This window comes from Spirillospora sp. NPDC046719 (assembly GCF_040645715.1).
Taxonomy (GTDB): domain Bacteria; phylum Actinomycetota; class Actinomycetes; order Streptosporangiales; family Streptosporangiaceae; genus Spirillospora.
Map to the genome: position 1 here is coordinate 21,209 of NZ_JBEYYT010000009.1, position 24,067 is coordinate 45,275.

Consider the following 24,067-nt stretch of genomic DNA (forward strand, 5'->3'; position numbering starts at 1 on the left):
CCTCATCAGGTGGGCAATCGCCGCCTTCCTCATCGGCGCAGGTGAGACGGAGGTCCGTCGCCACCCTCCAGCACCGCCAGCACGGCAGTCATGGCCACGACAAGTCCGGTCGCTGCGGTGATGCTCGCGACGGTCAACGCGTACCGGATCTTCCACAGCCCGGCGGCCTATTCCTGCTGTGCTGCCGAACCGCTGGCGGGGACGCCCGGCTCGCCTGCTGCGCCGCCCGGCGCAATCTCGCCCCTGCCGCTCAGACGTCCCGTTCACGTCGCGTGGTTCACGCAACCGCCCACCCGGATCCGGCCGCAGCATGCCGGCGCGGCCGGATAGCCGCGCGGCTGCGGCGGCGCAGCGAGGGGCCGGAGACGGGCCACGGGCAGGGGTTCCGAGTCGCCCTCGGCGACGGCGGGGTTGATGCGGGTGGCCGGCGTGACGAGGCCGCTGTCGACCGCGGCGGTGGGCGCGTTGATGCGGCAGGTGCCGGGCTCGGCTGTGGACATGCGCAGCCAGATCACGTCGGTGGACTGGTCCCGCCGTCGGAGGCGCCCGACATCGGGATGAAGCCGCACAGGTACATCGAGCGGCTGGTGAGGTGCGCGGGCCGGTCGGCCTGGGCGGGGGCGTGGTCCAGGGCGAGGGATTGGGTGAGGCCGCGCCAGCGCAGCGGCACCACGATGCGTCCGGTCGGGGCGAACTGCGCCCACCAGGCGGCGGGGATGTCCCACGCTCCGGTCGTGACCACGATCAGGTCGAAGGGGGCGGCGTCGGGGGCGCCGGCCGCGCCGTCGCCGGTGAGCGCGTCGACGTCGTCGTATCCGGCGGCGGTGAGGTTGCGGCGGGCGTCATCGGCGACGTCGGCGAGCACGTCGATCGTGGTGACGTGCCCGTCCGGGCCGACCAGGTGGCGCAGCAGCGCGGCGTTGTAGCCGGTGCCCGCGCCGATCTCCAGGACTCGCGCGCCGGGCGAGGGCTGAGCCTGCTCCAGCATGTTCGCGACGATGCTGGGCTGGCTCGCTGAGCTGAGCGCCGTCCCGTCGACGTCGCGTCTGGTGACCAGGACCCGGTCGGCGTAGGCGTCCGCGAGCGGGACGCTTGGCACGAACAGGTGCCGGGGCACGGTCCGGAGCGCGGCCTGGATGGCGGGTGTGCGCAGGTCACCGGCCTCGGTGAGGTGGTTGACCAGGTGGGCGCGGGCGCTGTCGGGGTTGACGGTGTCGGTGCTCATCGTCGGCCGTGTAGGTCGCTGCACGGGGTGATCACCGGCGGTTGATCGCGGCGGTTCGGCGCCGTCATCCAGCCTGACCGAGAACTTCGACTTGGACGCCAAGGAGAGCCGGTTCATGTTCGCGGTCCTGGCCGCGGCCGCCGAGTACGAACTGGAGTTGCGCGCTGAACGGCAGGGCGAGGGCATCGCCACCGCGCAGCGCCGCGAGGCCGAAGGCCGGATGCTGCCGGGCAAGCAGCGCATCGGCCGCCCCCACGTGCTGGGCCGGCCGAGCTGGACATGCTGCACGACCTGGTGGACGAGGGAGTGTCGGTGACCAAGGCCGCCCGCAGGCCACAGATCGGCCGGTCCACCGCCTACCATGCGCTGGCGATCGCCAGGCAGACCGACCCGACCACGCACGGGAAGCGCTAGCGAGCCGCGGAGATCAGGTAGAGCGGGGTCTCGCAGAACGCGGTCAGTCGGCGCCTGACAGCAGGATCCGTTGGCTTTCCTTCATGAATTCGAGGTACCTGGTCCGGAGAGTGACGACGGACGCGCGCATGACCGTGAGAAGCCGATCGCGGTCCTCGCCGGCAGGGCCGGGTTCCTCGAACCGCTGAAAGGCGGCCTCCACGTCTTGCAGTGCTCGCCGCAGAACCTCCCCGGCCGCTGTCGCTTCTTGGGGTCCGAGCAGTGCCAGTCTGGTGCACGCGCCGTAGAGCGCGCCGAACTCGGCGTCCAGGTCGAGCAGATCATCACTCGTCGGGGCCCAGCCGCCGATCAAGGATTCGTGGAATTTCCAGATCACGGGAGACAGTTCGGCATACGCATCCAATACTTCCCGGTACGCCTTCTGCCGCTCCTGCCGTACCCAGTGCCGGTGTTCGATCTCTGCCTGGGCGGTGACCTGCTGCCGTGCGGCGTCCGCCGTCAGCGCGGCAGCGTAACGGGCGCCCTTGATCGCGGCCCTGGCCCCCAGCAGCGAGCCCCCAACGCCCCGACCAGCCCGATGCCGGCCGACAGGACCGCAACCCATCTCTGATCCAGAGTCATGCGTATGACCCTGGCACAGGAGAGGGGACCCAAAGGTCGCGGCGTCTTCGGACTTGAGCCTCTTGGAAAAGGCCCCTGGCTGATGAGCAGGGCGTGCCCACGTAGCGGCTGGGCACGCCGCCTGGAAGAGGCACCGACGCCCGCCGGACTGGGACCGTTCGCGTGGACGAGCGTGGCGGTGATCCGGGCCGAGGCCGGACGCGATCCCGGCGACCATGGCCCGCACGAGTTGGGGGCGAGCTTTCTCCTTCGAGGGATAGTGCGCGACTCGAATAGCCCCCAAGTCACCGGTTACCGGCGGCGGCATCGACCTTGCCGAGGCCGAGCGCCGCACCACCGACGTCAACGACCTGCCGAGGGGCCCTGTTTCTCCCCCGCCGCCGTAGGGGCGGGAGAACGTTATCCGCTGAGTTCGACAGTCGACTCAGTGGATGAGAATCATTGCCCGCTAAGTAGAAATCATTCACCGAAGAGCGCAGTTACCAGTAGTGCGACGGCCGCAGCAGCTCCTGTGACGACCATCCCCGTCACCTGCCTTTCTTCGAACAGGGCCACGGGTCCACGGGTCCCGTCGGGGTTGCGATGACGAACGCGGGCGTTGGGCAGCTCCTCCACCAGATCGGGGAAGCCACTCCCAGGGCAGTCGCCGTTCCCGCCCCTCACCGGTCACATACAGGTTCTTGAAGCCATCGGCAAGCGCGAGCGTTTCTCGCGGTCCGACCGCCGATTCCGCGCTCACAACGCCCCCAAGAAATCTGTGATCGCGGCCCGCACCATCTCCGGGTTCTCCAGGTGCACGTCGTGGCCCGCTCCGGGCACGTTCGTCATGACGGTGCCGGGCCGCGAGCGCGTCATCTCACGCGCTTGCTCGGAGGAGAAGATCCCGGCCTCGGCCAGCACCACCAGCGTTGGGCATCGCACCTGATGCCACTCTTCCCAGAAAGATCGCTGGGACAGCTCCAGCACGGATGCCACCATAAGCTCGGGCTCGAATCGGGGCCACCACCCGTCCTTGCGTTCCTCCAGGCCAGCCGCCCAACCAGCGCCAGCGGGGCCGCCTCCAAAGAACTCAGCCGCTGCGGCCCGTGATGCGAACGGCACGGGCCAGGACGCCAGCCAGTTCTCGATTTCACCCGGAGTGTCCGGACTGGGGTCACCGGGCCCTGCCTCGACCAGCACGAGCGCCCGGACCAAATCGGGGTGCGCAGCCGCCACGAGCATCGCCGTATGTCCGCCCAAGGATTGGCCGACCAGGATCGCGTTCTCCAGCCCGAGTTCACCGACGACGGTGACCACGTCCCCGACGTAGGCAGCCCGGGACACATCCGCCGGGCGACGTTCACTCGCCCCATGCCCGCGCTGGTCGACGGCCACGACGCGGTACTGCTCCCTCATCCACTCGACCGTGGCATCCCACTCACCGGAATGACCGGCCAGCCCATGGAGCAGCACAACCGGAGCACCAGACCCCCCGAAGTCGTGAACCACCAAGCGGACCCCGTCACTGACGACCGTGCGCTCCACCCCACCCGCCGGCGTCCGGGTCATGCGGCGTTCGGGCCCGGACCGAGCGGGCGGGGTTCAGCCCGGCATGTGAGGCACTGCGCCGGGTGTTCTGGCGGCGGCGGAGCCGGGCGAGGAATCACGGGGTTCGGGAGCATGGTCGTCCTGGTCACGGTTCTCCGAGCAACCCGGACCTGCCGGAGGGGCAGTACAGAGCTGGGCGGTCAAAGTGGCGTAGGCCCACTCTTCCCACTCTTTTCGCGACCAGTTGCGGTCGTGGACGAACAGCAGGTACAGCTGCGGGCTGAGCAGCCCGAACAGCAGGTCAGCGGCCGTCTCGACGGAGACGTCGGGGCGGGCTCCGGGCTTGCTAGCCAGCGACTGGGCCGCGGCGTGCTGCACGGTGTAGCGCGGATCGGGGCCGTCGGGCCACTGCGCGGCGATCTGCGGATCGGTGGCCGCGGCAGCCGCGATCAGCGGCATGATCGGGGCCACCCGGTCCAGGATCTCGCTGCTACCGCGGACGTGCGCGCGCAGTTGGTCGGCTGCGGTGGGCGCGGCGCATGCGGCACGGAACCATTCCCGGTCCATGGTGGCCACCGGTTCGGTGTCACCGGCGATGGCCGAGTCGACGACGTCCTTGAACAGCGTGCGCTTGTTGCCGAAGACGAAGTAGACCGTCTGAACGGCCACGCCCGCCCGGTCCGCGACCTCCTGCAGGCTCGTCGCCCCGTACCCCTGCGCGATGAACAGCTCGCGAGCCGCCTCGACGACCTTTTCACGGGTGCGGCGTGAGCGCTCGGCCCTCTTGTCCGGTCGCTTGACTCGATCCACGTTGCGAGTATATCTCTAGAGCACGTCACTAGAGTTCAACTCTAGGTTCTTGGAGGAGACGATGGCCCATCCCAACGCCACCCAGAAGCCCGAACGGGACCGACCCTCAACGCAGCGAGACCCTGAGGAGGAGTCCGTCCACCGCGCGCTGGAGCGCTTCTACCGCGCCGGCAAGCCACCGTGGGACACCGGCGTGACGCCGCCCGAGCTGATCGCCGTGGTGGAAGGGCACAGCGCGCTGCCGCCCGGCCGCGCCCTGGAACTCGGCTGCGGCACGGGGACCAACGCCACCTACCTCGCACGGCACGGCTGGGAGGTGACGGCCGTCGACTTCATCGACCGAGCCGTCGATGAAGCCAGAAAGAAGGCCGCGGCGGCGGGAGCGGCGGTACGTCTCCTGCACGGAGACGCCACCCGCCTCGACGAGCTGGACGTGCCGGGCCCCTTCGACCTGTTCTTCGACCTGAGCTGCTACTGCGGGGTCCCGCTGCACCGCCGCGATGCCTACGCCGCCGGGCTCACCCACCGCGCAGCGCCCGGAGCACGGTTGCTGATGTTCGGGTACGGCCCGGAGCCGCTCGGCAATCCCCTCCCCGAGGTCACCTCGTGGGCGGCGGGCGTCACAGCCGACGAGCTCCGCGCCAGGTTCACCGGCTGGGAACTACTCGACGTCACACCGGGCACCAACTCGGTGCCGACCTTCTGGTTCACGCTGCGCCGCAGCGCCTAGGAAGCGTCAGCCGGCCGGTGTTCGCCCGAAGCCACGGGCCCTGCCGTAGTTGCGGGCGGACACCGGTCGGCTTCATGCGCGCCAGGTCGGCCTTCGGGATCTCCGCGCTGTACCTAGCCGCGGCCGTGCGGGACAACGGCACCGGACACGTCATCACCACGGGACATGCCGAACTCGACGACCGCGGCCGGGCGGACGGCCCGGACACGGCCCGGACCAGGTTGCACAGCAACTCCCCGCCTCTGTGGCCGAGTGGACGCATCGAAGCTGTGGGGCCCCACCCCCATTCGGGGGCGACGGGGGTGGGGCGGTGCCACAGGCCACCGCAGTCCGCTGGGCCGCCTGAAGCAAGGCCACGACGGGGTTTCATGGCCTTCACCTACACCAGCGCCACAACCCCCTACGAACGTCACCCCAGCACTCGAGATGGACCTAACAGGCGCAGCGGGTGCCGCCTGCTCGCCTCGCCTGCCGCAGTGTCGACGGTGCGTCCTGATACACCCGGCCGACCATCAACAGAGCGACTCCACCTCACCGGACCGCTCTCACGCCGGGGCCTTAATTTGGCACGGTCGGCAGGTCACTGCCAGCAGCGTCACCAGAAGTAAGACCCAGTAATCCCGAACCGTGAAACCTGCGACCGCCGATCGTGAAACCGCCCCCATGAATGCCAGCGCCAAACCCTGGAGGATCGAGAACGGCTGGGACTGTGTTCGTCCAGCAAGCGGGCCGGTCACGAGCATGCCTCAGCGACCTCGATCCACACCTGAGTGTCGTCGGACTTTCGCATCCGCACCCTGCAACGCCATGGACACCACGGTCAACGCCGCCCTGGCTCCCTCGGCGGGCCGGGCCGCAGGGGAGGACACGATGAAGCGCAAGGCCGGCTACCGCTGACGACTCCGCAAGATCACGGCCCAGCACGGTCCCCGGGTTGCCGCGGTGCTGGGGCGAACCGGTCTGGAGCGTGTGTCTGGAGTTCGCGAGGCGCTCCCCGACTGAGTTGCTGGCCGCGCTGTCCGCGCAGACGCCCCGTAGCGCCCCGCCTGCCGAGCCCGGGCCGCCCTCGTCCGCCCCGCTGTGCAGCCGGGACGGAGGATCAGCCGGTACGGGCGATCAGCGGGCGGAGCGGAGTGCGGGCCAGCGCGCGCAGCAGTGCGGCCAAGGGCCTGCGGACCATCAGCCAACCGGCGGCGATGATGAGGACGCTGAGCACCGCGGCGGCGAGAACGTCGTGCGGGTAGTGCTGGCCGAGGTAGACGCGGGAGAATCCCTCGATCGCGGCGAGAGCGGCGGCGAGGACGCCCAGCCGCCGGTGCGCGAGCCAGATTCCCGCCGCCAGCGCAACGGCGACGACGGTGTGGTCGGAGGGGAAAGAGTAGTCGGAGGGGCCGGGGCAGGGCTGGACAGTCGTGGTGTGGATGGCCAGGCAGGGCCTCGACTCGGCGAAGACCTGCTTGAGGATCAACCCCGTTCCGATGCAGAGCAGGGTGCCGATCCCGGTCCAGGCGATCGCGGTCATCGCGGCACGGTCGTCGCGGTGCCGTGCGCTCCACCAGGCCAGGAGCGCCAGCGCGCACAGTGCGGCGAGGCCGGCGGTGGTGTAGAGCTTCATGACCGGTTGTAGCCAGGTGGTGTGCTGGGCGAAAGCGGTGACGCCGCGGAACTGCGCGCCGTCGATCGATGGCCCGTCGAGGCCGGCCAGAGTCCCTCCGTCGAGCGTGTGAAGCGGAACGGTCGTTGCCGGTACTGTCGCTGTCAGTGCTGCCATCAGGTGAAACGCCCCCTCGTGCGTGGCGCGGGTTCGCGGTGCGCACCGGTGCGGGGCGTGACACACTCAAACCAGCGACTTCTATTCGCTTGTAGAAGCCGTTCCAGACTGTAGAGGGTGAACGGGTGGTGGACAAACCGTGAACGCGGACGTGGGCGGTGCGGGCGGTGACGTCACGGACTCCTCCCGGCAGCAGCATGACCAGTGCGAGGAACCGGCAGGGCGGCCGGGAAGGCGGCGGCGTGCCAGCGGTGTCCTGGAGGCGGAGGTGCTGGAGGTGCTCCAGCGGGCGCCGGAGGCGTTGACGGCCGGGCAGGTGAAGCGGCTGCTCGGCGAAGACCTGGCGTATTCCACCATCGTGACGACGCTCGCGCGGCTGCACGACAAGCGGGTACTGACCCGGGTCGCAGTAGGGCGTGCGTTCGCCTACCGGCCCGCCGCCGATCCTTCCGGGCTGACGGCACGCCGCATGCATCAGGTGCTCGCCGACGGCCCGGATCGCGCTCAGGTTCTCACGAGTTTCGTCGGGGAGCTCGCCGAGGGCGACGCGGCGCTGCTGCGCACCCTGCTGCAGGCACTGCCGCAGGACGGCTCGTCCGAGCTACCGGAGCGGGAGTGATCTATGCGGATCGTGGTGTACCTGCCGCTGCTGTGCCGCTCGCGGTCACCCTGGGCGCTCGGCCGCTGGGTGAGCGTCTGCCTCCGCGCCTGGCGACCTGGCTGTTGACGGTGTCGGCAGTGGTGCTGGCGGCGGCCGGGAGCCTGGCGCTGGCCTTGCTGTCGGCGACGGCCGTGGCACAGGTCCCGGCGGTGGCGTGGCTGGCGCACCTTTCGGTGGACATGGTCGCTGACGCCGATCCCACCGCGCGGCCGGTCGCTGGTATGGCGGGTGTGCTGCTGACGGTGGCGGTCGGGGCCGGGCTGCGGACGCTGTGGCGGTGCGTGCGCACCATGCTGCTCTCGGCGCGGGAGGCCGCCTGCCTGCCAGGTGGCGGCGAGCTGGTGGTGGTCGACGACCCGTCACCTGACGCGTTCGCGCTGCCAGGCCTGCCGGGCCGCGTCCCCGGCCGGATCGTGGTGTCGACCGGGATGCTGGACGCTCTGTCCGCTGAGCAGCAGCAGGCACTACTGGAACACGAACGCTCGCACCTGCGGTGCCACCATTATCTGTTCGCCGCCGCCGTCCAGTTCGCCGCCACCCTCAACCCGCTGCTGCGACCGGCGGCCACCGCGGTGGCGTTTACCATCGAGCGGTGGGCCGACGAGGACGCGGCCCGGGCCTGCGGCGACCGCCGGCTGACCGCCGAAGCGGTCGGCACGGCCGCGCTGGCCACCACGACCGGCTCTAGGGTCCACGGCCCGGCCACCGCCCTGCGGCGGGCCGCGCTGGGCGTGGTCGGTCCGTGGCGGCGCCGGACCGATCCGCTCAGGACGGCCGGTCCGCTGCCGAAACGGGTCGCCGCACTGCTCGCCCCGCCGCCTGACGGCCCCGCGATGCCGCTGCTGGTACTCGTGCCGGTGGCCGTGGCGGTACTGATCGTGGCCGGGGCGTGCAGCGTGGAGTCGGCCAACGACCTGCACGCCCTGCTCGCCGCCGCCCATCACAGCAGATGACCCACTGACCGCCGGGCCACCAGAAAAGCGGTAGGCCCTCGCCACTCCCAGGATCGATGCGGCGGCGCACCCGGCCGGCTCGAACGGTGACCAGCCGCCCACATCGGCGGGCCGAGGGTCGTCCGGTTCACACCGCCGATCACGAGCGCTGCTCACCCACCGGACCGCCGGCATCGCCGTGGGCGGCTGCGTTGTGACGCGCGCGCACCCACGACCGCAGCGGGCTCTCACCAAGGCGCTCCAGAAGGCGGACCAGCAGGTCATCGAACAGGAAGTAGCCGATCAGCACGCACATCGATCCGAGCACGACCCCGATCAGCACCGCGTAGACCGGATACGCGGCGACGTACACCCCTGCCATGACCATGACCAGAGCGGCCGCACAGGCCAGCGAGCCCAGCCGCCGGTGGATCAGCAGGAGCCCCGTGGCGAGCGCGCCGGCCATGGTGGCGTGGTCGGATGGGAAAGAGGGCGCTGCCGCCTGATGTGCCAGCACCAGCATGTGCGTTCCGTGGCCGGTGCGCGATTCGCCGGCCACCTGTAGGAAAGGCCTGACCAGCCCCAGCGCCGCCAGAGTTCCGATCGGTGTCCACACGACCGCCGACAGCTGAGCGGGGTCACCACTGCGGCGCGCCAGCCACCACCCGATCACCAACAACACGACGAACAGCAGCACCCCGTAAGTGCCATAGGCGCGAAGCAGATCACGCACCCACGGCGCATCGGGCATGAAACCGCCTGCGGAATCTCCAAGAGCCCCATCGGTGCTCCTTGCGGCTGAGGCAGGCAAGGCAATGGCCGTGATCGTCGTCAGCACCATCCTCCGTGTCCTCCGCGGCCCATCGACGCTTCGTCGCCCGCACTTCTACCCGCAAATAGAAGATCTACAGCCGAGTAGATGCTACTTCAAGGCCGGATGCCCCGGAGGCAGTGCCCGCCGCCGCGTCGGCGACCGCCGGATCACGTGGATCCGGCCTTCGCTCACGGTGCGGCGGTCCCGCGGCGGCTGAGCGCGCCGATGGCGCCGGCCGCCAAAAGGATGCCGAGGGCCAGGTAGCCGTAGGGCAGACCGGCCAGGGTGGCGACGGCCGCGACCAAGAGCGGACCGCCCGCATCGCCAAACTCACGGCCCAACTCGGCCGCCCCCATCGTCTGGCCGATGCGTTCGCCGGGGGTGGCGGCGGCCAGGGCGGCGAAGCCCAGCGGGGTGATCAGCCCGGTTCCGGCGCCGATCAGTGCGGCACCGCACAGCACGCCGACCAGGCCGGGAACCATGGCGCAGACGAGTCCCACCGCGGCGACCAGCAGCCCTGCGGTGATGCCGCCGCGGGCGGTGAGGCGCCCCGAGTCCAGGGCGCGTCCGGCTCGCGGCTGGACCAGGGCCGCACACGCCGCCAGCACCGACACGGCGGCGCCGGTGGCCACGGTGCCCAGCCCGGCGTGGCGCCCCGAGACGGGCAGGAACCCCACACCGGCCGACAGCGCGGCGGTCGCCGCGGCCAGTGCCGCGGTCGGTGCCAGGAACCTCGGGTCGGCCAGGCGTCGAGCCAGATCGAGCACCGTCTGACGCGCCCGGGGCAGCGGCGGCACGGCCGGGACGGCCAGCGCCGCCCAGGCGGCGACTCCCGCGCCGAGCACCGCCAGGACCACGAACAACAAGCGCAGGTCCCCGAACCACACCAGCGCCCCGCCCAGCAGGGGCCCCAGCGTGTAGCCGATCGATTTGTAGAAGCCGTAGGAACCGAAAGCCCGGCCGTGCTTGGCCGCCGGGTTGAGCCGGGCGACCATTGCGGAGGCGGCCGGCGAGAATGCCGACGCGGCCGCCCCCTGGCCCAGGCGAGCCGCCCACAACCACCCCGGGCTGTCGGCGACGGCATAGAGAGTCGAAGCGCTCGCGAACGCCACCAGTCCGCCTACCAGCACCGGACGGGCGCCTACGCGGTCGGCCAAGGAGCCGAACAGCGGTTTGAGTAGCACTTCCGCACCGTCGTACAGGGCCAGCAGCCCGCCCAGCACCATCAGCGAGGTGACCGCATCCGCTGAACGGCCACCGAGACTGGCCGCGATCCCGTGCGCCCCGAAGGCGGTGGTGAACCCGGCGGCATATAGAGGCCACATAGCGCGCCGCGGTGCGCTGCGCCCCACCGCCGCCGGGGACGGCACGGTCAACCGCCCCCCTCTGGGCTCTGGTGAAGCACGGCAAACACCCGCTCGGCGTAGTCTTCGCAGGCCGCGGCGCACTGCTTGAGGCGCTCAGCGGCCTGGGACGCCTGCGGCGAGCCGAAGACGTCCCGTGCGGTCAGGTCACGGTGCCAGCGGCGCAGCCGCTCCAAGCTCCGCTCTTCCTCTTCCAGCTTCGCCAGGGTGAACTTGGCGGTGCGGATCTCCTTGGCGAGTTCGGCTTCGTACTTGTCGCAGTCGTCGAGGAACTCCGTCCAGTCGGCGGTGCGGTCCCAGCGACAGCGCTCCGATCCGGCGCAGTTCCCGCCACACGGCCACCCGGTGCCGCGATGGTCCGGCAGGCAGCCGTACCAGCAGCGCCACCCACGGCTCGAGTAGCGGTTCGGCTGACACATCGGGGAATGTAGCAGCTGTTACATCGTCCCGGGAGACGGCCAAGACGCCGTCGGCACCCAATGATCGCGGTCGGCCGGCCATCGAGACGCTCGACGGCCACACGTCAGGGTTTGGCGTTCCCGGACATCGTCTTCTACTGTCTTGTAGAACTTCTGTACGACGGTGAATGCTGTTGTGACCTCCGACTGCGCCATGCACCTCGTACCCGAGGACGGCCCGAGGAACGCGGTTCCACGGACCGGGCAGGCAGGAAGGACCACAGGTGCCCTTGGCCCTCGATCCGCTGGACGCGCCGCCCGGTGTGCTCGCCGCAGCAGCGGCCGGCGCCCCGCTCGGCGCGCAGACCGGCTACCTGACCGGCCACCGAGCGGGCCGCGTTCTGCTGAGCCACAGCCGCAACCGGCGCCTGCGGCAAGGAGCGGAACGGGCCGAGACGCTGCCGGGATGTTACGGCCATGGCAAGGCGACCGTGCTGGCCCGTTTCATCCCGGCCGTGCGCACAGTACTCAATCCGCTGGCCGGGATGGCCCAGGTGCCCGCACGCACCTTCGTCGTGGGCTCGCTGCTGCCGCCGGCCCTGGAAGGGCCGCGTGCCCGAACGGCCCTTGAGCCGACCCGGGACTGACCCGGATGAAGATCATCTACAGGCGCGGTGCCATGCGAGCCAATACCGAGCACCTTCAGGAGACCATCTCTGGGAGAGCCTTCCTACGCGAGCACGGCCTGATGGCCGGGGCGGTACTGGCGGCTCTGGTCCCACGCACGCTGGCGATGCTCGGATATCCGGACGCGCTGTGGTTCGGGGACTCGGTGCCGTATCTACGGAGCGCAGTCCGGATGGCGCCCGACACCACCAGGCCGAGCGGCTACCCGCTGATGCTGGAGGCGCTCAAGCATCTGCGAAGCCTCCTCGGCGTCGTTCTCGTCCAGCATGTGATGGGGGTGGCGATCGGGATCGGCGTGTACGCGCTGGTCTGGCGGTACGGGCGAGCCGCCTGGCCGCGACGGGCATGGCTGCCTGGACTGATCGGTACGGCGGTGGCGGTACCGGTCCTGTTCGACGCCTACCAGATCGAACTGGAGCACCTGCTGCTCTCGGACACGCTCTTCGCCTTCCTGGTGGTCGCCGCGGTCGTGATCTTGCTGTGGCAACCGCACGTCACCTGGTCGATGGGGGCCGCGGCCGGCCTGGCTCTGGGCTTGGCCTCCATCACCCGATCGGTCGGGCTGCCCTTGCTCGCGGTCGTCATCGCGTGGCTGTTCCTGCGGCGTCACGGCATCCGGGCGGCGGTCGTTCCGGCCATCGCGCTCGCGGCCGGGTGCCTCCTGCCAATCGGCGGGTACACGCTGTGGTACCACTCGGCCCACGGAAAGTACGCGATCACCGGCACCAGCGGCGTGTTCCTGTACGGGCGGACGATGGACTTCGCCGACTGCTCCGTCATCAAGCCGAAGCCGGCCCTGCAAAAGCTGTGTCCGCGCAGGCACCCCAAGAACGTCTCGGGCGCCTACTGGGCACTGTGGGGGCCGAAGACACCCTTTGATCACATCCGCGGAGGAAGAGTCGGAGGCGACGCTCTGGCAGGCCGGTTCGCGGTCGCGGCCATCGAAGCCCAGCCGCTCGGCTATGCGCGGGTCGTCGCACGCGACACCCTGCGGGCGTTCGCTTGGCGGCGAACACCGTATCCCCGGCCGTTCACCTTCCAGGAGTACCGGTTCCCCGCGAAAGAACGTCCATTGACCGCCCAGGAGCGGAGCGCCGCCAGGTCGTACGCGCGTGCAGGAGGAGACGTACGCGTCGTGCGGCCGTACGCGGACTGGGCACGTGCCTACCAGCGGTGGATCCACCTACCCGGCACGTTGCTCGGCGCGATGCTGCTGGCAGCGGCCGCGGGCATCGTCCCGGGCCGCCGACCGCGACGGCGCGCGCTCCTGCCGCTGCTGCTGTCGATCGCGCTACTGGTCGTACCGGCCGCCACCGCCGACTTCGACTACCGGTACGTCCTGCCCGCAGTCCCGCTGGCCGCCCTCGCCGCCGGGCTCGCCTTCATCCCGCGACGCCAGACCGGCGAACCCGCCTCGTCCGGTGCGACCGACCGTCGTGACCCGGACGTAAGGCCGGACCGCATCGCAGAGACGAGCGCATCGACGCAGCGCGAGACCTGGTGATCGCAGCGCCCGCCGCCACCGGCGAACCCGAAGCGGTGGGGACGCCTTGGGCCGGGGCGGCTGGCCGTCGAGTGTCTGGGGCGGTGGTCAGGAGGCCAGCCGGGTGTAGCGGCCGGAGTGGAAGATGAGCGGGCCGCGGTCCTGGGCCGCGGACCAGCAGGTGGCGCGGGCGATGACGAGTTCGTGGTCGCCCGCGGGGTGCACGGTGTCGATCTCGCAGTCGAGCCAGCCGAGGCCGTCGGGCAGCAGCGGATGGCCCGCCGGGCTCTGCGTCCAGGTGCGTCCGGCGAACCTGTCGGTGCCGCGGGCGGCGAAGGTGCGGCAGACGTCTTCATGGTCGTCGCCGAGGATGGTGACGGCGAAGGCTCCGGTGGCGCGGATGGACGGCCAGGTGGTGGAGGTGCGGGCGGCGCACAGGGCGATCAGGGGCGGGTCGAGGGACACCGAGGTGAAGGAGTTGGCCGCCATCCCGGCCGGGCCGCCGGCGGTCCGGGCGGTGACCAGGACGACGCCGGTGGTGAAGCGGCCCAGCACGTCGCGGAACGAGCGCTGGGCCGCCTCCTTGTCTGCCGCGTGCACGGTCGCTCTCCTAGATCCGTCCGGTGAGGAACGCGCCGACGACGTACGCGAACCGTTCGGGCTGCTCGATCTGCGCCCAGTGGCCGGCGTTGGGCATGACGTACAGCTGCGCGTCGGGGATGTGCTCGGCGAAGTAGTGCCCGGCCGCCAGGGGCATGATCTTGTCCTCGCGTCCGTGGACGACCAGGACCGGGTTCCGCAGCGTGGCGAGCCGCTCGGGCTCGTAGAGTCCGGGCAGGTTGTGGGCAAAGGTCGCCAGGTGGGAGCGGCGGACCTCGGGGCGCTGGATGCGTTCCATCCGGCTCTCGGCGATCTTCTCCAGGCTATCGCCCAGGACGGACGGGTCGTGGGTCATCGCGCGCATGAGGTCGGCGAGGGCCTCGGCGGTGGGGTCGTCGTAGTAGGTGACGAGCTTGAGCAGGTCCTCGGTGGGCGGGACGGGGGCGCCGCCGCTGCCCATCAGCACGATCCGCCCGATCCGGTCGGGGTGCTGGAGGGCCATGCCGAGGCCGATGATGCCGCCCATGGAGTTCCCGACCAGGTGGGCGCGCTGGACGCCGAGTTCGTCCAGCAACCCGATGAGGGTGTCGATGCGCAACCGCGTGAAGTCGGCGGCGGTGGGCGGGACCGGGTCGGGGTGGCTGGAGTCGCCGAACCCGATGATGTCGGGCGCGATGTTGTGCAGGTCGCCGGACTGTCGCCGATGACGCGCTCCCAGTTGGACAGCGCGGTGGCGCCGGGGCCGGAGCCGTGCAGCCAGAGCACCGCCTCGCGGGACGGGTCGCCGGTCTCGTGGACGCGGAAGTGGTGGTCGCCGACGCGAACGTCCGCAGTCGTGATCGTCACTGGTCGTCTCCGGGGAAGGGTCGGACGATGCCGGGCAGCAGCGGCTCGGCGGGCGGGTGATGACCCCAGATGCTGAAGGAGCCGTAGGAGCGCGGGGCCGCGGTGGTGTCGCCGACCTGGAGCCCGCCGTGGCCGTACTCGATCTCGAATCCGGACGGGGTGCGGACGTAGAACGAGGTCATCAGGTCGTTGACGTGCCGCCCCAGCGTCATCGCCAAAGGGATCCCACGTTGGAGGACCTCGTCGTAGGCGGTGCCGACGTCGTCCAGCGACGCCGTCTCCAGCATCAGATGGTGGTAGCCCACGACGCCGGGCACCTCGGCCAGCGCCAGCGAGTGGTGCCGGGTGTTGCAGCGGTAGAAGCGGATCGTCATGCCCTGGCCGTTGATCTGGTCGGACAGGCGGAAGCCCATCACCTCGCAGTAGAACGCCTCGGCGTCGGCCAGGCTCGGCACGACCAGGACCGCGTGCCCGAGGCCCTGCGCTCCGGTGACGAATCCCGACATCGGACGGCCGGGACGGAACGACGCGGGGACGGTCCGCTGCCCCCAGCTCAGCTCGTGCCGGAACCCGAACGGGTCCTCGAACCACGCCAGCTCGACCACCGCGCGTTCGGCGGCAAGGCCGGCGTCGCCCCGCTCGACGGTGACGCCCTCGCCGGCGAGGCGGTCGGCCGCCTCGGCCAGGGCGCGCGGGCCGTCGACGGCCCAGCCGAGGTAGGCCAGGTCGTCGTGGTCGCCGGGGTGGACGCTGATGCGGTGCGCGGCGTCGTCGACCCGCAGCCGCACGGCGCCGTCCGGGCCCGGTTCGGCGAGCCCGGTGCCGAGGATCTCCGGGCCGAACGTCTCCCATTCCTTGCCGGCCGGGGAGGTGAAGCCGATGTAGCTCAATGCCTGGATCATCGTGGGCGCTCCTGTTCGGGAGGTCAGGCGGTCGGGACCTGCGGGCTAGCGCCCAGCAGGTGGCCGGCGTAGTTGCGCGCGTGCCCTTCGGGCGTCAGGTAGGCGTGGCCCAGCGCCGTCTGGACGTCCTGGAAGAGCCGGTGCAGCGGATGATCGGTGTAGGCGGTGCGTCCCGTGGTCGCGTGATACAGGCCGTGCACCGCGGCGCCGACCACCTCGCAGCCGTGGTTGGCGTCCCAGCGGATCCGCGCCAGGTAGTCGTCGGACGGGTGCTCGCCCCGCTCGGCCATGGCCTGCATCTCCGTCACGGCCCGGCGCAGCTTCGAGACCGCCGCGTCCCACGTCCATTCGGCTTCGGCCAGCCGGATCTGGGTCAGCGGGTCGTCGCGCTGCGCGACCTTCGGCGGGACGACCCGGGCGGCGGTCACCTCGGTCCAGGCGTCCAGGAAGCCCCGTGCCATGCCGAACACCGACGCGGCCAGCACCAGGTTGAACACGGCCGACCACGACAGCCGGTACAGCGGGCCGCTGTTGCGCTCCTGCCCCGGCAGCGGGTTCCAGGCCGCGTAGTCCAGATGCGACTGCACCCGGTGATCCGGGACGAAGACTCCTCGCACCACGATGTCCTTGGAGCCGGTGCCGCGCAGCCCGGCCGTGTGCCAGTTGTCGTCGATCTCGTACTCGCCGGGCAGCACCAGCAGCGACCGGTAGTCCGGGATCTTCACGCCCTCACCGAAATCGAGAACGTCGACGATCGCGCCGAGATTCACGCCGTCGCCGTGGTCGCAGCCCGAGGAGAACGACCAGCGGCCCTCCAGCCGGTACCCGCCGTCCACGCGCGTCGCCTTGCCGGTCGGCATGTACGACGAGGAGTGGATCCGCGTCGGGTCCTCGCCCCACATCTCCTGCTGCGCACGCTCGTCGAACAGCGCGAGCTGCCAGGGATGCACGCCCATCACGCCCATCACCCAGCCCGCCGACGGGTTGGCCCGCGACACCTCGACCACCGCGTCCATGAACTCGACCAGCGGCACCTCGCCGCCGCCCCACCGCGCCGGCTGCAACGCCCGCACCAACCCGGAATCGACCAGCAGCTTCCAGGTCGCGTCCGGCAGCCGGCGCAGCCGGTCCCCCTCGTCCACGGCCGCCGCCAGCTCCGGCGCGAGCCGCCGCGCCGTCTCCACCACCGTCATCCTGTGCCCTCCTCGGCCACCCGGAACTGCGGAACGATCGGTCCAGTCCGGAACGATTGGTCCAGAGAGTAAGCGGCCACCGAGCAACACGTCAACGGAAGCGGTGAATCCTCTTCGCACCTGGTGGGTTCATGCGGGACTCAGTGGCTCGTAGTGCGCCTGGACCTGCGGTCAGCCACCGCAACCGCGAAGCCCGCAGCCGAACCAAGCCGCATTCCCGCGCCAGACCGCCTCCGCCCCGCGGCGATTCGGCGGCCAACGGGCGGTCTAGCTGCGATGACCACGAGCGTTGTTGACAGGCGGTGAGCGGATTGACTGGTCGATCGCAATGAGAACGGCCTAGGAGGACGACATGAGCGCGCAGATCCTGCTCACCGGCGGCACCGGCACCCTCGGCGGGCACGTCCTACCCCTGCTGCGGGACGCCGGGCGCGACGTCCGGGTGCTCAGCCGCCGCCCGCACGCGCCAAGGGAGACGACGAGGCGACCCGCAACCTCGCCCGGGCCGCCGCGCGCGCGGGCGTGCGCCACGTCGTCCTGATCTCGATGATCGGCGCGGACCGCGTCCCGATCGGCTACCTGCGCACGCAGCTGCGCGCCGAGGAGGCGTTGATGGAGTCGGCGGCCCCGCCCTCGCGAAGTTGGCCCCGCACTACGTGATCAATCCGACCCGCTTTCCCTCGAACCAGTGGCCCGCCACGCGCATCAGGATGTCCCGGAAGCGCACAAAAGTTCGCCCCTCCAAGAAATCCTTTCCTATCCGCGCATTGGCGCACTTTGGCTGCTGCTAGAGGGTGGGGTTTGGTGGTTGGTGAAGTAGGCGGTCAGGTCGGGGTCCAGGCGGGGGACGGTGTGGGGCGTGCCGTTCTCGCGGAGCGAGAGGGTGGCCAGGTAGGCGGTGGCGACGCTCATTCGGGCGGCGACGGGTGAGGTGTCGGTGGGCCCGCCGCTGCGCGCGAAGCGAAGGAACTCCTCGATAGTCGCGCCGTCGGCTCCGCCGTGCTCTCCCGTGGCCGGTGGGACGGTGTAGGTGATGTCGGGTCGTGCCGATAGCCGGACTGGCGGCTGTTCCATACCTTGACGACGGCGCCCTCCTCGTCGCCGAAGTTCTCCAGACGTCCGTGAGTGCCGATGACGGTGTAGTTGCGCCAGTAATCGGGGCTGAAATGGCATTGCTGGTAGGCGGCGATGACTCCGTTGTCCAATCGCATGTTCATGACGGAGACGTCTTCGACATCGATGTGGTGATGGAAACCGGTGGAGGAGGCGGGCGGCCAGGGCGAGGCGGTAAGCCAGCCTTCGGAGGGGGGCTCACCGGCGGAGCGGCGGGGCAACGAGCCGTAGACCACGAGGTCGCCGAGGGCGTTCACGCGCTCGGTGTACCCGCCCGCCAGCCAGTGGACGACGTCGATGTCGTGGGCGGCCTTCTGCACGAGCAGCCCGGTTGTGCGGCGGCGTTCGGCGTGCCAGTCCTTGAAGTAGTACTGGCCGCCGCGTCCCACGAAGTGCCGCACCCACACCGTCTTGGGCTCGCCGATGTCGCCGCGGCGGATGATGTCGCGCATCAGCCGGACGACGCCCATGTGCCGCATGTTGTGGCCGAGGTACAGGCGCGTCCCGGTTTTCGCGGCGACGCGCAGTATCTCGTCGCAGTCATCGATGGTGATGGCGAGGGGTTTTTCCAGGTAGACGGCCTTGCCCGCGTGCAGGGCGTCGATGGCGATCGCGGCGTGCGTGTCGTCGGGGGTGGCGATCAGTACGGCGTCGACGTCGTCGCGTTCCAGGAGACGGCGGTGGTCGGTGATGAGGACGGCGTCGTCCGCGCCGAGCCGCCGGGCGCTTTCGGGCAGCCGAGCGAGGTCGGTGTCGCATACGGCGGTGATGCGCGATCCCCGGCCGGGGCGATGGGCGGGGGGCGGCGAGCGCGCCGCGCTGCCCGCCGGCTCCGATCACGCCGAGGCGCAGGTCGTCGGTCATGGCGCTCCTCACTACGGGCCCCCGGGCCGGTACCGGCCCGGGGCGGCCGGCGGGGTTCAGCCCGAGGTGATCGTGATCTTGTCGATGTCGGGGGCCCAACCGTCAGGGCCGGCGATGGTGATCGTGTTGTCGCCGCCGGTCAGGGTGACCGGCACGGTGGTGGTCGCGACGGTGTCCCAGCCTCCGGTGGCCGGGAAGGCGACCGTGGTCGCGGTGCCGTTGCCGATGTAGCCGACCTTCGAACCGCCCGAACATCCGGTGCAGGACGCGACGGCGGCCCCGCCCACGAGGGTGTTGCCCGGGTCCTCGGCCTCGACCGCGGCGGACGGCGAGCCGGCCCCGACGGTCATGGCGCCGAGGCCGAGCCAGCCGTCGGCGTTCTGGGCGGCGTTGGCGAACCGCAGCTTCTTGGCGTTGGCGCTCACCGCCTCCAGCGGGTTCTTCACCCGCATGACGAGCTGGTAGTCACCGTTCGCGACGCCGGTGAGGCCGACGTCGGGCTGGAAGTACTGCGGGTAGCCGAAGTCGCGATAGGTCGGGTCGGAGCCGACGCCCCAGTCAGGGAACGCCCGGATCTTCAGCGGCATGACGGTCCGCAGGTCCCAGGAGGTGTCCCAGGTTTTGACCACCGTCCCGGAGCTGTTCTTGAGGCCGAGCGTGACCGTCCACGGGTAGTAGAACGGGGCGACGCCGACGTCCGCGTTGGACGGGCCGTATCCGGAGCTGCCTTCGTTGATCTTCCAAGTGGTGTGCTCCAGCTCGATGCACGCCTTCATGTCTTGGGCGTACGTGTGCCCGTACTCCAGCAGCGCCGAGCGCATCGAGGCCCTGGCCGAGCGGGCGCCTCAGGCGGTCAGTCGATCCCAGGCGGCGTCGATCGTGATGGCGAGCACCTCGAACTGGCCTCGCAGATCGAAGGTGTCCGGGTCGAGCTGGTAAGCCAGGAAAAGCCCGTCGGCGGCGGCGAGCGTGAACGCGGCGAGTTTCCCCGCGACGCTCGCTCGCCCGGCTGCCGGAACGTCGGCGAGCATGTCCTGGAACCGCTGGACGGCGAACGTCATGACCTCGGTGCGGATGTCGATGAACAGCTGGCGGGCCTTGGCCTCGACGGGACGCCGCTCCAGCGTGAGCATCATGCCCAGCCGCAGGAACTCGGGCTGATCGAGGAGGCTGTCGGCGACGGCGGCGGTCATCTCGCGCAACCGGCCGGCGCGGTCCAGCCCGGGCGTGCCCGCCGACTCGGCTTTGAGCAGCCGCTCGCGCCAGAGGTGGTAGCTGCGCTCCATCACCGCCGCGAGCAGGTCGTCCTTGTCGCGGAAGTGCCAGTAGATCGAGCTGCGCGGCAGTCCGGACCGCTCGCTGACCAGAGCGATGCTGGTTCCCTCATAGCCGCGCTCGGCGGCGATCTCCACGGTCGCGTCGAGGATGCGCTGCCGGGACTGCTCGCCGTGCTGCTGGCGCCGCTCGGTCTTGGGGCCCATCCGCGTCCTTTCCGACCCGCCCTCCGCTCAGGGCATCGATCCTTCCCCCAGTCTCTCAGCCCGCCGCACCTGGACCGGACGGCCGGCGGGCGTCCGGGAGACCGAGAGGCCCCTCGGCCCGTTGTTGACGTCTCCTTCGAGGCCACCTACTCTCTGGACCAATCGTTCCTGACTGTACCAATCGTTCCGGAGAGGCGCACCGACGTGTCTGAAGTCCCGCAATACGACGTGGCCGTGATCGGCTACGGCCCCACCGGCGTGACGGCCGCGAACCTGCTCGGCGCGCTGGGCGTCTCCGCCGTGGTCGTGGAGCGCGACGCTTCGGTCTACGGCCGCGCGAGGGCGATCTCCACCGACGAGGAGGTGATGCGCGTCTGGCAGCAGGCCGGGCTCGCCGAGCGGTTGAAGCGCGACATGCTGCCTGACAAGCCGATCGACTTCGTCGACGCCGACGGCCGGTCGTTCATCAGCGCCGTTCCCACGCCGCGCGGCCAGGGGCATCCACCGCAGATGTTCATCTACCAACCGGCGCTGGAGCGGACGCTGCGCGAGGGCGTCGAGCGGTATCCGAACGTGGAGGTGCTGCTGGAACACGAGTGCCTACGGGTGCGCCAGGACGACCAAGGCGTCGAGCTGCTGATCGCTCCGCCGGGGAAGGATCGGCTAACGCGACTGCGCGCGTCCTACGTCATCGCGGCCGACGGCGGCTCCAGCCCCACCCGTGGGCAGCTCGGAGTCGGTTTCGAGGGGCGCACCTACGAGGACCGCTGGCTGGTCATCGACACCAAGCTCGTCAAGGAGTGGCCCGAGTACGACCGGCTGCGCTTCCACTGCGACCCGGACCGCCCCGCGGTCGACTGCCCCACCCCCCTGGGGCACCACCGCTGGGAGTTCCCGATCCTGTCCGGCGAGGACGAGAAGGAACTGGTGACCGACGAGGCCGTCTGGCGGTTGCTGGGCCGGCAGGGCATCACCGGCGAGCACGTCTCGATCCTGCGCGCGGTCATCTACAGCCACCATGTCCGCTTCGCCGACCGCTGGCGGATCGGCCGGATCTTCCTGGCCGGTGACGCCGCGCACGTCATGCCGCCATGGATCGGCCAGGGCATGGCCGCTGGAGTCCGCGACGCCGCGAACCTGTGCTGGAAGCTGGCCGCCGTCCTCTCCGGGACGCTGCCGGATTCGGTCCTGGACAGCTACCAGGACGAACGCGCCCCGCACGTGCGGAGCATCACCAGACGCGCGGTGCTGGTCGGACGCGTCATCACCGAACGACGCCCCTGGATCACCACCGTGCGCGACCCTGCCTTCCGCGGGCTGGGGAGACTGAAGCGGATCAACCGTGCTCTCCAGGCCGCCGCGTGGATCCCGGCCTGCCGCTACCGCAGCGGCTTCTTCCAGCCCTCGGACGGCACGTCTGCTCCGGGGCGCAAAGTTCCCCAGCCGTGGGTCCTGGACGAGACCGGGTCGAGGGTGCGGCTCGACGACGTCCTTGGACCTGGCTGGTCCATGCTCCACTTCGCTCCGTCGACGGACGAGACGTGGCGGGCCGCCGCAGACGTCGTCCTTCGGGTCCTGCCCGCGGGCTCCGCTCCCCGTCCGGGCGCGGTCGTGGACGTCGAGGGGACATTGACCGAGTGGGCGCAGCGCGCGCGAGCCGTATCGCTCGTGCTGCGCCCGGACCGCATCGTCTACACGGCCGCAGCCGCGCACCGCACCCTCGCGGCGCCTCCCCTATCCCTCACAACGAGCCAAGCGCTTCCGGAGCAGATCTCATGACCACCCCGCCGTTGTCCGAGAAGACCATCCGCGCCGGCGGCCAGGACGTCTTCGTCGCCGAGGCCGGAAGCGGACCGGCCGTCGTGCTGCTGCACGGTGGAGGCCCCGGAGCGTCCGGCGTGTCCAACTACGTCCGCAACATCGACACCCTGGCCGAGCACCACCGCGTCATCGTCCCGGACCTGCCCGGCTACGGTCGCTCCGACAAGCACATCGACCAGAGCGACCCCTTCGGACACCTCGCCGACGCCGTGCGCGGCATGCTCGACGAACTCGGGCTCCGATCGGCCCATCTGGTCGGCAACTCCTATGGCGGAGCCGCAGCTCTGCGGCTCGCCCTGGACACCCCCGACCGCGTCGACCGGATGGTCCTCATGGGCCCGGGCGGCATCGGCACCACCCGAGCGCTCCCCACCCCCGGACTGCGAAGCCTGCTCTCCTACTACAGCGGGAACGGCCCCTCACGCGACAAGCTCGCGACGTTCATCCGCCGGTATCTCGTCCACGACGGCTCCACTGTCCCGGACGAGGTGATCGACGCCCGTTACCAGGCGAGCATCGACCCCGACGTGGTCGCCGATCCGCCGCTGCGGCGACCGGCCGGTCCCGCCGCGCTGCGGACGCTGTGGCGCATGGATTTCACCCGCGACCGCCACCTGGCCGGGCTGACGACGCCCACACTCGTCATCTGGGGCGCCGCGGACAAGGTGAACCGTCCGAGCGGAGGGCTCACGCTGGCCACCACCATGCCCAACTGCGACCTGCGGGTGGTGTCGAACACCGGCCACTGGGTCCAGTGGGAGCAGTCCGAACTGTTCAACGACACCGTGCGGGAGTATCTCGATGAGCGACGCTGAGTCTCTCTTCGGCAGCGTGCGCTTGGGCTACATCGTCATCGAGACCGACAGGTTCACCGACTGGCATCGCTTCGGCGCCGACGCCGTCGGCATGCACGCCGACACCCTCGACGCCACCGCCATGCGGTTCCGCCTGGACGACCATCAATGCCGGTTCCTGCTGCGACGCGGACCGGCCGAGGACGTCACCGCGGTCGGCTGGCATATCGACGACCACATCGCGTTCGAACGCCTTCTCTCGCGGGTCCGCGACCGCGGCGTCCCCCTCGCCGAAGGCACCTCCGATGAGGCCGCCATGCGCGGCGTCGAACGCCTCTGGCGCTTCCCCGGCCCCAAAGGCATCACCCAGGAGATCTTCACCCGCCCGCGCCTGGCGACGGAACCACCGGCTCTGCACACCCAAGGGTTCGTCACCGGCCAGGACGGCATGGGCCACATCGCTCTCACCTCGACCAGACCCGCCCAACTGCGCGGCTACTACACCACGCTCTTCGACGCCCGGCTCACCGACTCCATCGACGAGACCATCAGCGGGGTCAAACTCAAGATCCGGTTCCTGCGCCTCAACCGGCGCCACCACTCCATCGCCATCGCCGCGACCCGCGGCCTGCGCCTGGACCCGATCCGGACCCGCATCCAGCACCTCAACATCCAGGTCGCCGAACTCGACGACATGACCCGCTCATACGAGCGCGTCAAAGAACTCGGCTTCCGGATGGCCCTGTCGGTCGGGCAGCACACCAATGACCGCGAGCTCTCCTACTACGCGGTGACGCCGTCGGGTTTCGAATGGGAGGTCGGCTGGAATCCCCTGCTCGTCGACGAGAACACGTGGGAGCCGAGCACCCACCGGGGCATCAGCATCTGGGGTCACACGCCCGTCGGGCAGACCGTGATCGGCAAGCTCGCCCAGTTCAAGCAGGCCGCGTCATCGATCACCCACCGCGAGCAGACCGTCCCGGCACTCAGCGGGAAGGGAATCCCGGACGACTGAG

Annotated in this window: 27 protein-coding genes and 1 pseudogene; 11 read left to right on the plus strand and 17 right to left on the minus strand. The window is 70.4% G+C overall.

Going from position 1 to position 24,067, the window contains the following annotated elements:
• Window positions 1-263: 263 nt before the first annotated feature.
• Window positions 264-515, minus strand: a complete 252-nt coding sequence (locus ABZ914_RS03240) for a hypothetical protein (protein WP_500191320.1) — start codon at window positions 513-515, stop codon at window positions 264-266.
• Window positions 512-1,225 carry a methyltransferase domain-containing protein gene (locus ABZ914_RS03245; protein WP_500191321.1) on the minus strand — a complete coding sequence of 238 codons (714 nt, stop codon included), beginning with the start codon at window positions 1,223-1,225 and terminating at the stop codon, window positions 512-514. The genes ABZ914_RS03240 and ABZ914_RS03245 overlap by 4 nt, the downstream gene beginning before the upstream one ends.
• A 73-nt stretch (window positions 1,226-1,298) precedes the next feature.
• Here ABZ914_RS03245 and ABZ914_RS03250 point away from each other — a divergent pair, with 73 nt between their 5' ends.
• Window positions 1,299-1,541, plus strand: coding sequence for a recombinase family protein (locus tag ABZ914_RS03250; protein WP_500191378.1), 243 nt, complete (start codon window positions 1,299-1,301; stop codon window positions 1,539-1,541).
• Between the two features lie 141 nt (window positions 1,542-1,682).
• On the opposite strand, the gene ABZ914_RS03255 is transcribed toward ABZ914_RS03250, so the two are convergent.
• The 3 genes from ABZ914_RS03255 to ABZ914_RS03265 form a co-directional block, all read right to left on the minus strand.
• Window positions 1,683-2,243: a hypothetical protein gene (locus ABZ914_RS03255; protein ID WP_500191323.1), complete on the minus strand. Its 561-nt coding sequence runs from the start codon at window positions 2,241-2,243 to the stop codon at window positions 1,683-1,685.
• A gap of 752 nt (window positions 2,244-2,995) precedes the next feature.
• A complete protein-coding gene (locus ABZ914_RS03260) occupies window positions 2,996-3,808 on the minus strand; it encodes an alpha/beta fold hydrolase (RefSeq protein WP_500191324.1) in 813 nt (270 codons plus the stop codon).
• Between the two features lie 33 nt (window positions 3,809-3,841).
• A complete protein-coding gene (locus ABZ914_RS03265) occupies window positions 3,842-4,597 on the minus strand; it encodes a TetR/AcrR family transcriptional regulator (RefSeq protein ID WP_500191325.1) in 756 nt (251 codons plus the stop codon).
• 61 nt (window positions 4,598-4,658) lie between these two features.
• On the opposite strand from ABZ914_RS03265, the gene ABZ914_RS03270 reads away from it, so the two are divergent.
• On the plus strand, window positions 4,659-5,327 hold the full coding sequence (locus tag ABZ914_RS03270) for a class I SAM-dependent methyltransferase (protein WP_500191326.1): 669 nt from the start codon (window positions 4,659-4,661) through the stop codon (window positions 5,325-5,327).
• Window positions 5,328-6,426: 1,099 nt separating this feature from the next.
• On the opposite strand, the gene ABZ914_RS03275 is transcribed toward ABZ914_RS03270, so the two are convergent.
• Window positions 6,427-7,098: a phosphatase PAP2 family protein gene (locus tag ABZ914_RS03275; protein WP_500191328.1), complete on the minus strand. Its 672-nt coding sequence runs from the start codon at window positions 7,096-7,098 to the stop codon at window positions 6,427-6,429.
• Window positions 7,099-7,237: 139 nt separating this feature from the next.
• Between ABZ914_RS03275 and ABZ914_RS03280 the strand changes: the two genes are divergently transcribed.
• Window positions 7,238-7,717 carry a BlaI/MecI/CopY family transcriptional regulator gene (locus ABZ914_RS03280; protein ID WP_500191330.1) on the plus strand — a complete coding sequence of 160 codons (480 nt, stop codon included), beginning with the start codon at window positions 7,238-7,240 and terminating at the stop codon, window positions 7,715-7,717.
• A gap of 110 nt (window positions 7,718-7,827) precedes the next feature.
• Window positions 7,828-8,712 carry a M56 family metallopeptidase gene (locus ABZ914_RS03285; protein WP_500191331.1) on the plus strand — a complete coding sequence of 295 codons (885 nt, stop codon included), beginning with the start codon at window positions 7,828-7,830 and terminating at the stop codon, window positions 8,710-8,712.
• A 139-nt stretch (window positions 8,713-8,851) separates the two neighbouring features.
• Here ABZ914_RS03285 and ABZ914_RS03290 read toward each other — a convergent pair whose 3' ends face one another.
• From ABZ914_RS03290 to ABZ914_RS03300, 3 genes are all read right to left on the minus strand, one after another.
• Window positions 8,852-9,532, minus strand: a complete 681-nt coding sequence (locus tag ABZ914_RS03290) for a hypothetical protein (protein WP_500191332.1) — start codon at window positions 9,530-9,532, stop codon at window positions 8,852-8,854.
• A 161-nt stretch (window positions 9,533-9,693) separates the two neighbouring features.
• Window positions 9,694-10,875, minus strand: a complete 1,182-nt coding sequence (locus ABZ914_RS03295) for an MFS transporter (RefSeq protein WP_500191380.1) — start codon at window positions 10,873-10,875, stop codon at window positions 9,694-9,696.
• Window positions 10,876-10,877: 2 nt separating this feature from the next.
• On the minus strand, window positions 10,878-11,288 hold the full coding sequence (locus ABZ914_RS03300; RefSeq protein WP_500191334.1) for a Chromate resistance protein ChrB: 411 nt from the start codon (window positions 11,286-11,288) through the stop codon (window positions 10,878-10,880).
• 263 nt (window positions 11,289-11,551) lie between these two features.
• Between ABZ914_RS03300 and ABZ914_RS03305 the strand changes: the two genes are divergently transcribed.
• The gene (locus ABZ914_RS03305) at window positions 11,552-11,914 is read left to right on the plus strand and encodes a DedA family protein (protein WP_500191335.1); all 363 of its coding nucleotides are present in this window, start codon (window positions 11,552-11,554) and stop codon (window positions 11,912-11,914) included.
• 5 nt (window positions 11,915-11,919) lie between these two features.
• Window positions 11,920-13,458, plus strand: coding sequence for a hypothetical protein (locus tag ABZ914_RS03310; RefSeq protein ID WP_500191336.1), 1,539 nt, complete (start codon window positions 11,920-11,922; stop codon window positions 13,456-13,458).
• 87 nt (window positions 13,459-13,545) lie between these two features.
• Here ABZ914_RS03310 and ABZ914_RS03315 read toward each other — a convergent pair whose 3' ends face one another.
• The 4 genes from ABZ914_RS03315 to ABZ914_RS03330 are packed head-to-tail and all read right to left on the minus strand — an operon-like array spanning window position 13,546 to window position 16,978.
• On the minus strand, window positions 13,546-14,037 hold the full coding sequence (locus ABZ914_RS03315) for a flavin reductase family protein (RefSeq protein WP_500191338.1): 492 nt from the start codon (window positions 14,035-14,037) through the stop codon (window positions 13,546-13,548).
• A gap of 10 nt (window positions 14,038-14,047) precedes the next feature.
• Window positions 14,048-14,944, minus strand: coding sequence for an alpha/beta fold hydrolase (locus tag ABZ914_RS03320; RefSeq protein ID WP_500191381.1), 897 nt, complete (start codon window positions 14,942-14,944; stop codon window positions 14,048-14,050).
• Window positions 14,880-15,785, minus strand: coding sequence for a VOC family protein (locus ABZ914_RS03325; protein ID WP_500191340.1), 906 nt, complete (start codon window positions 15,783-15,785; stop codon window positions 14,880-14,882). The genes ABZ914_RS03320 and ABZ914_RS03325 overlap by 65 nt, the downstream gene beginning before the upstream one ends.
• Before the next feature lie 23 nt (window positions 15,786-15,808).
• A complete protein-coding gene (locus tag ABZ914_RS03330; RefSeq protein ID WP_500191341.1) occupies window positions 15,809-16,978 on the minus strand; it encodes an acyl-CoA dehydrogenase family protein in 1,170 nt (389 codons plus the stop codon).
• 352 nt (window positions 16,979-17,330) lie between these two features.
• On the opposite strand from ABZ914_RS03330, the gene ABZ914_RS03335 reads away from it, so the two are divergent.
• Window positions 17,331-17,519, plus strand: coding sequence for an NAD-dependent epimerase/dehydratase family protein (locus ABZ914_RS03335; protein ID WP_500191342.1), 189 nt, complete (start codon window positions 17,331-17,333; stop codon window positions 17,517-17,519).
• Window positions 17,501-17,638, plus strand: a complete 138-nt coding sequence (locus tag ABZ914_RS03340; RefSeq protein WP_500191344.1) for a hypothetical protein — start codon at window positions 17,501-17,503, stop codon at window positions 17,636-17,638. Before ABZ914_RS03335 ends, ABZ914_RS03340 begins: the two co-directional genes overlap by 19 nt.
• Before the next feature lie 248 nt (window positions 17,639-17,886).
• Here the strand turns inward: ABZ914_RS03340 and ABZ914_RS03345 are convergent, their stop codons facing one another.
• The 4 genes and pseudogenes from ABZ914_RS03345 to ABZ914_RS03360 all read right to left on the minus strand — a co-directional run bounded on the left by ABZ914_RS03345 (window position 17,887) and on the right by ABZ914_RS03360 (window position 20,436).
• Window positions 17,887-18,561 (minus strand): Gfo/Idh/MocA family protein, encoded by a 675-nt coding sequence (locus ABZ914_RS03345; protein WP_500191346.1) that lies wholly within the window; start codon window positions 18,559-18,561, stop codon window positions 17,887-17,889.
• Window positions 18,562-18,633: 72 nt separating this feature from the next.
• A pseudogene (locus ABZ914_RS03350) lies at window positions 18,634-18,861 on the minus strand (Gfo/Idh/MocA family protein); the annotation flags it as partial.
• A gap of 150 nt (window positions 18,862-19,011) precedes the next feature.
• Window positions 19,012-19,776, minus strand: coding sequence for a hypothetical protein (locus tag ABZ914_RS03355; RefSeq protein WP_500191347.1), 765 nt, complete (start codon window positions 19,774-19,776; stop codon window positions 19,012-19,014).
• A gap of 24 nt (window positions 19,777-19,800) precedes the next feature.
• Window positions 19,801-20,436, minus strand: a complete 636-nt coding sequence (locus ABZ914_RS03360) for a TetR/AcrR family transcriptional regulator (protein WP_500191348.1) — start codon at window positions 20,434-20,436, stop codon at window positions 19,801-19,803.
• A 204-nt stretch (window positions 20,437-20,640) separates the two neighbouring features.
• On the opposite strand from ABZ914_RS03360, the gene mhpA reads away from it, so the two are divergent.
• The 3 genes from mhpA to ABZ914_RS03375 are packed head-to-tail and all read left to right on the plus strand — an operon-like array spanning window position 20,641 to window position 24,066.
• Window positions 20,641-22,215: a bifunctional 3-(3-hydroxy-phenyl)propionate/3-hydroxycinnamic acid hydroxylase MhpA gene (gene mhpA / locus ABZ914_RS03365; RefSeq protein ID WP_500191350.1), complete on the plus strand. Its 1,575-nt coding sequence runs from the start codon at window positions 20,641-20,643 to the stop codon at window positions 22,213-22,215.
• Complete coding sequence (locus tag ABZ914_RS03370) at window positions 22,212-23,072, plus strand: alpha/beta fold hydrolase (RefSeq protein ID WP_500191351.1); 861 nt, start codon at window positions 22,212-22,214, stop codon at window positions 23,070-23,072. The genes mhpA and ABZ914_RS03370 overlap by 4 nt, the downstream gene beginning before the upstream one ends.
• Entirely contained in the window at window positions 23,059-24,066 is a 1,008-nt protein-coding gene (locus ABZ914_RS03375; RefSeq protein ID WP_500191353.1) for a VOC family protein, read from the plus strand. The genes ABZ914_RS03370 and ABZ914_RS03375 overlap by 14 nt, the downstream gene beginning before the upstream one ends.
• Window position 24,067 lies beyond the last annotated feature (1 nt).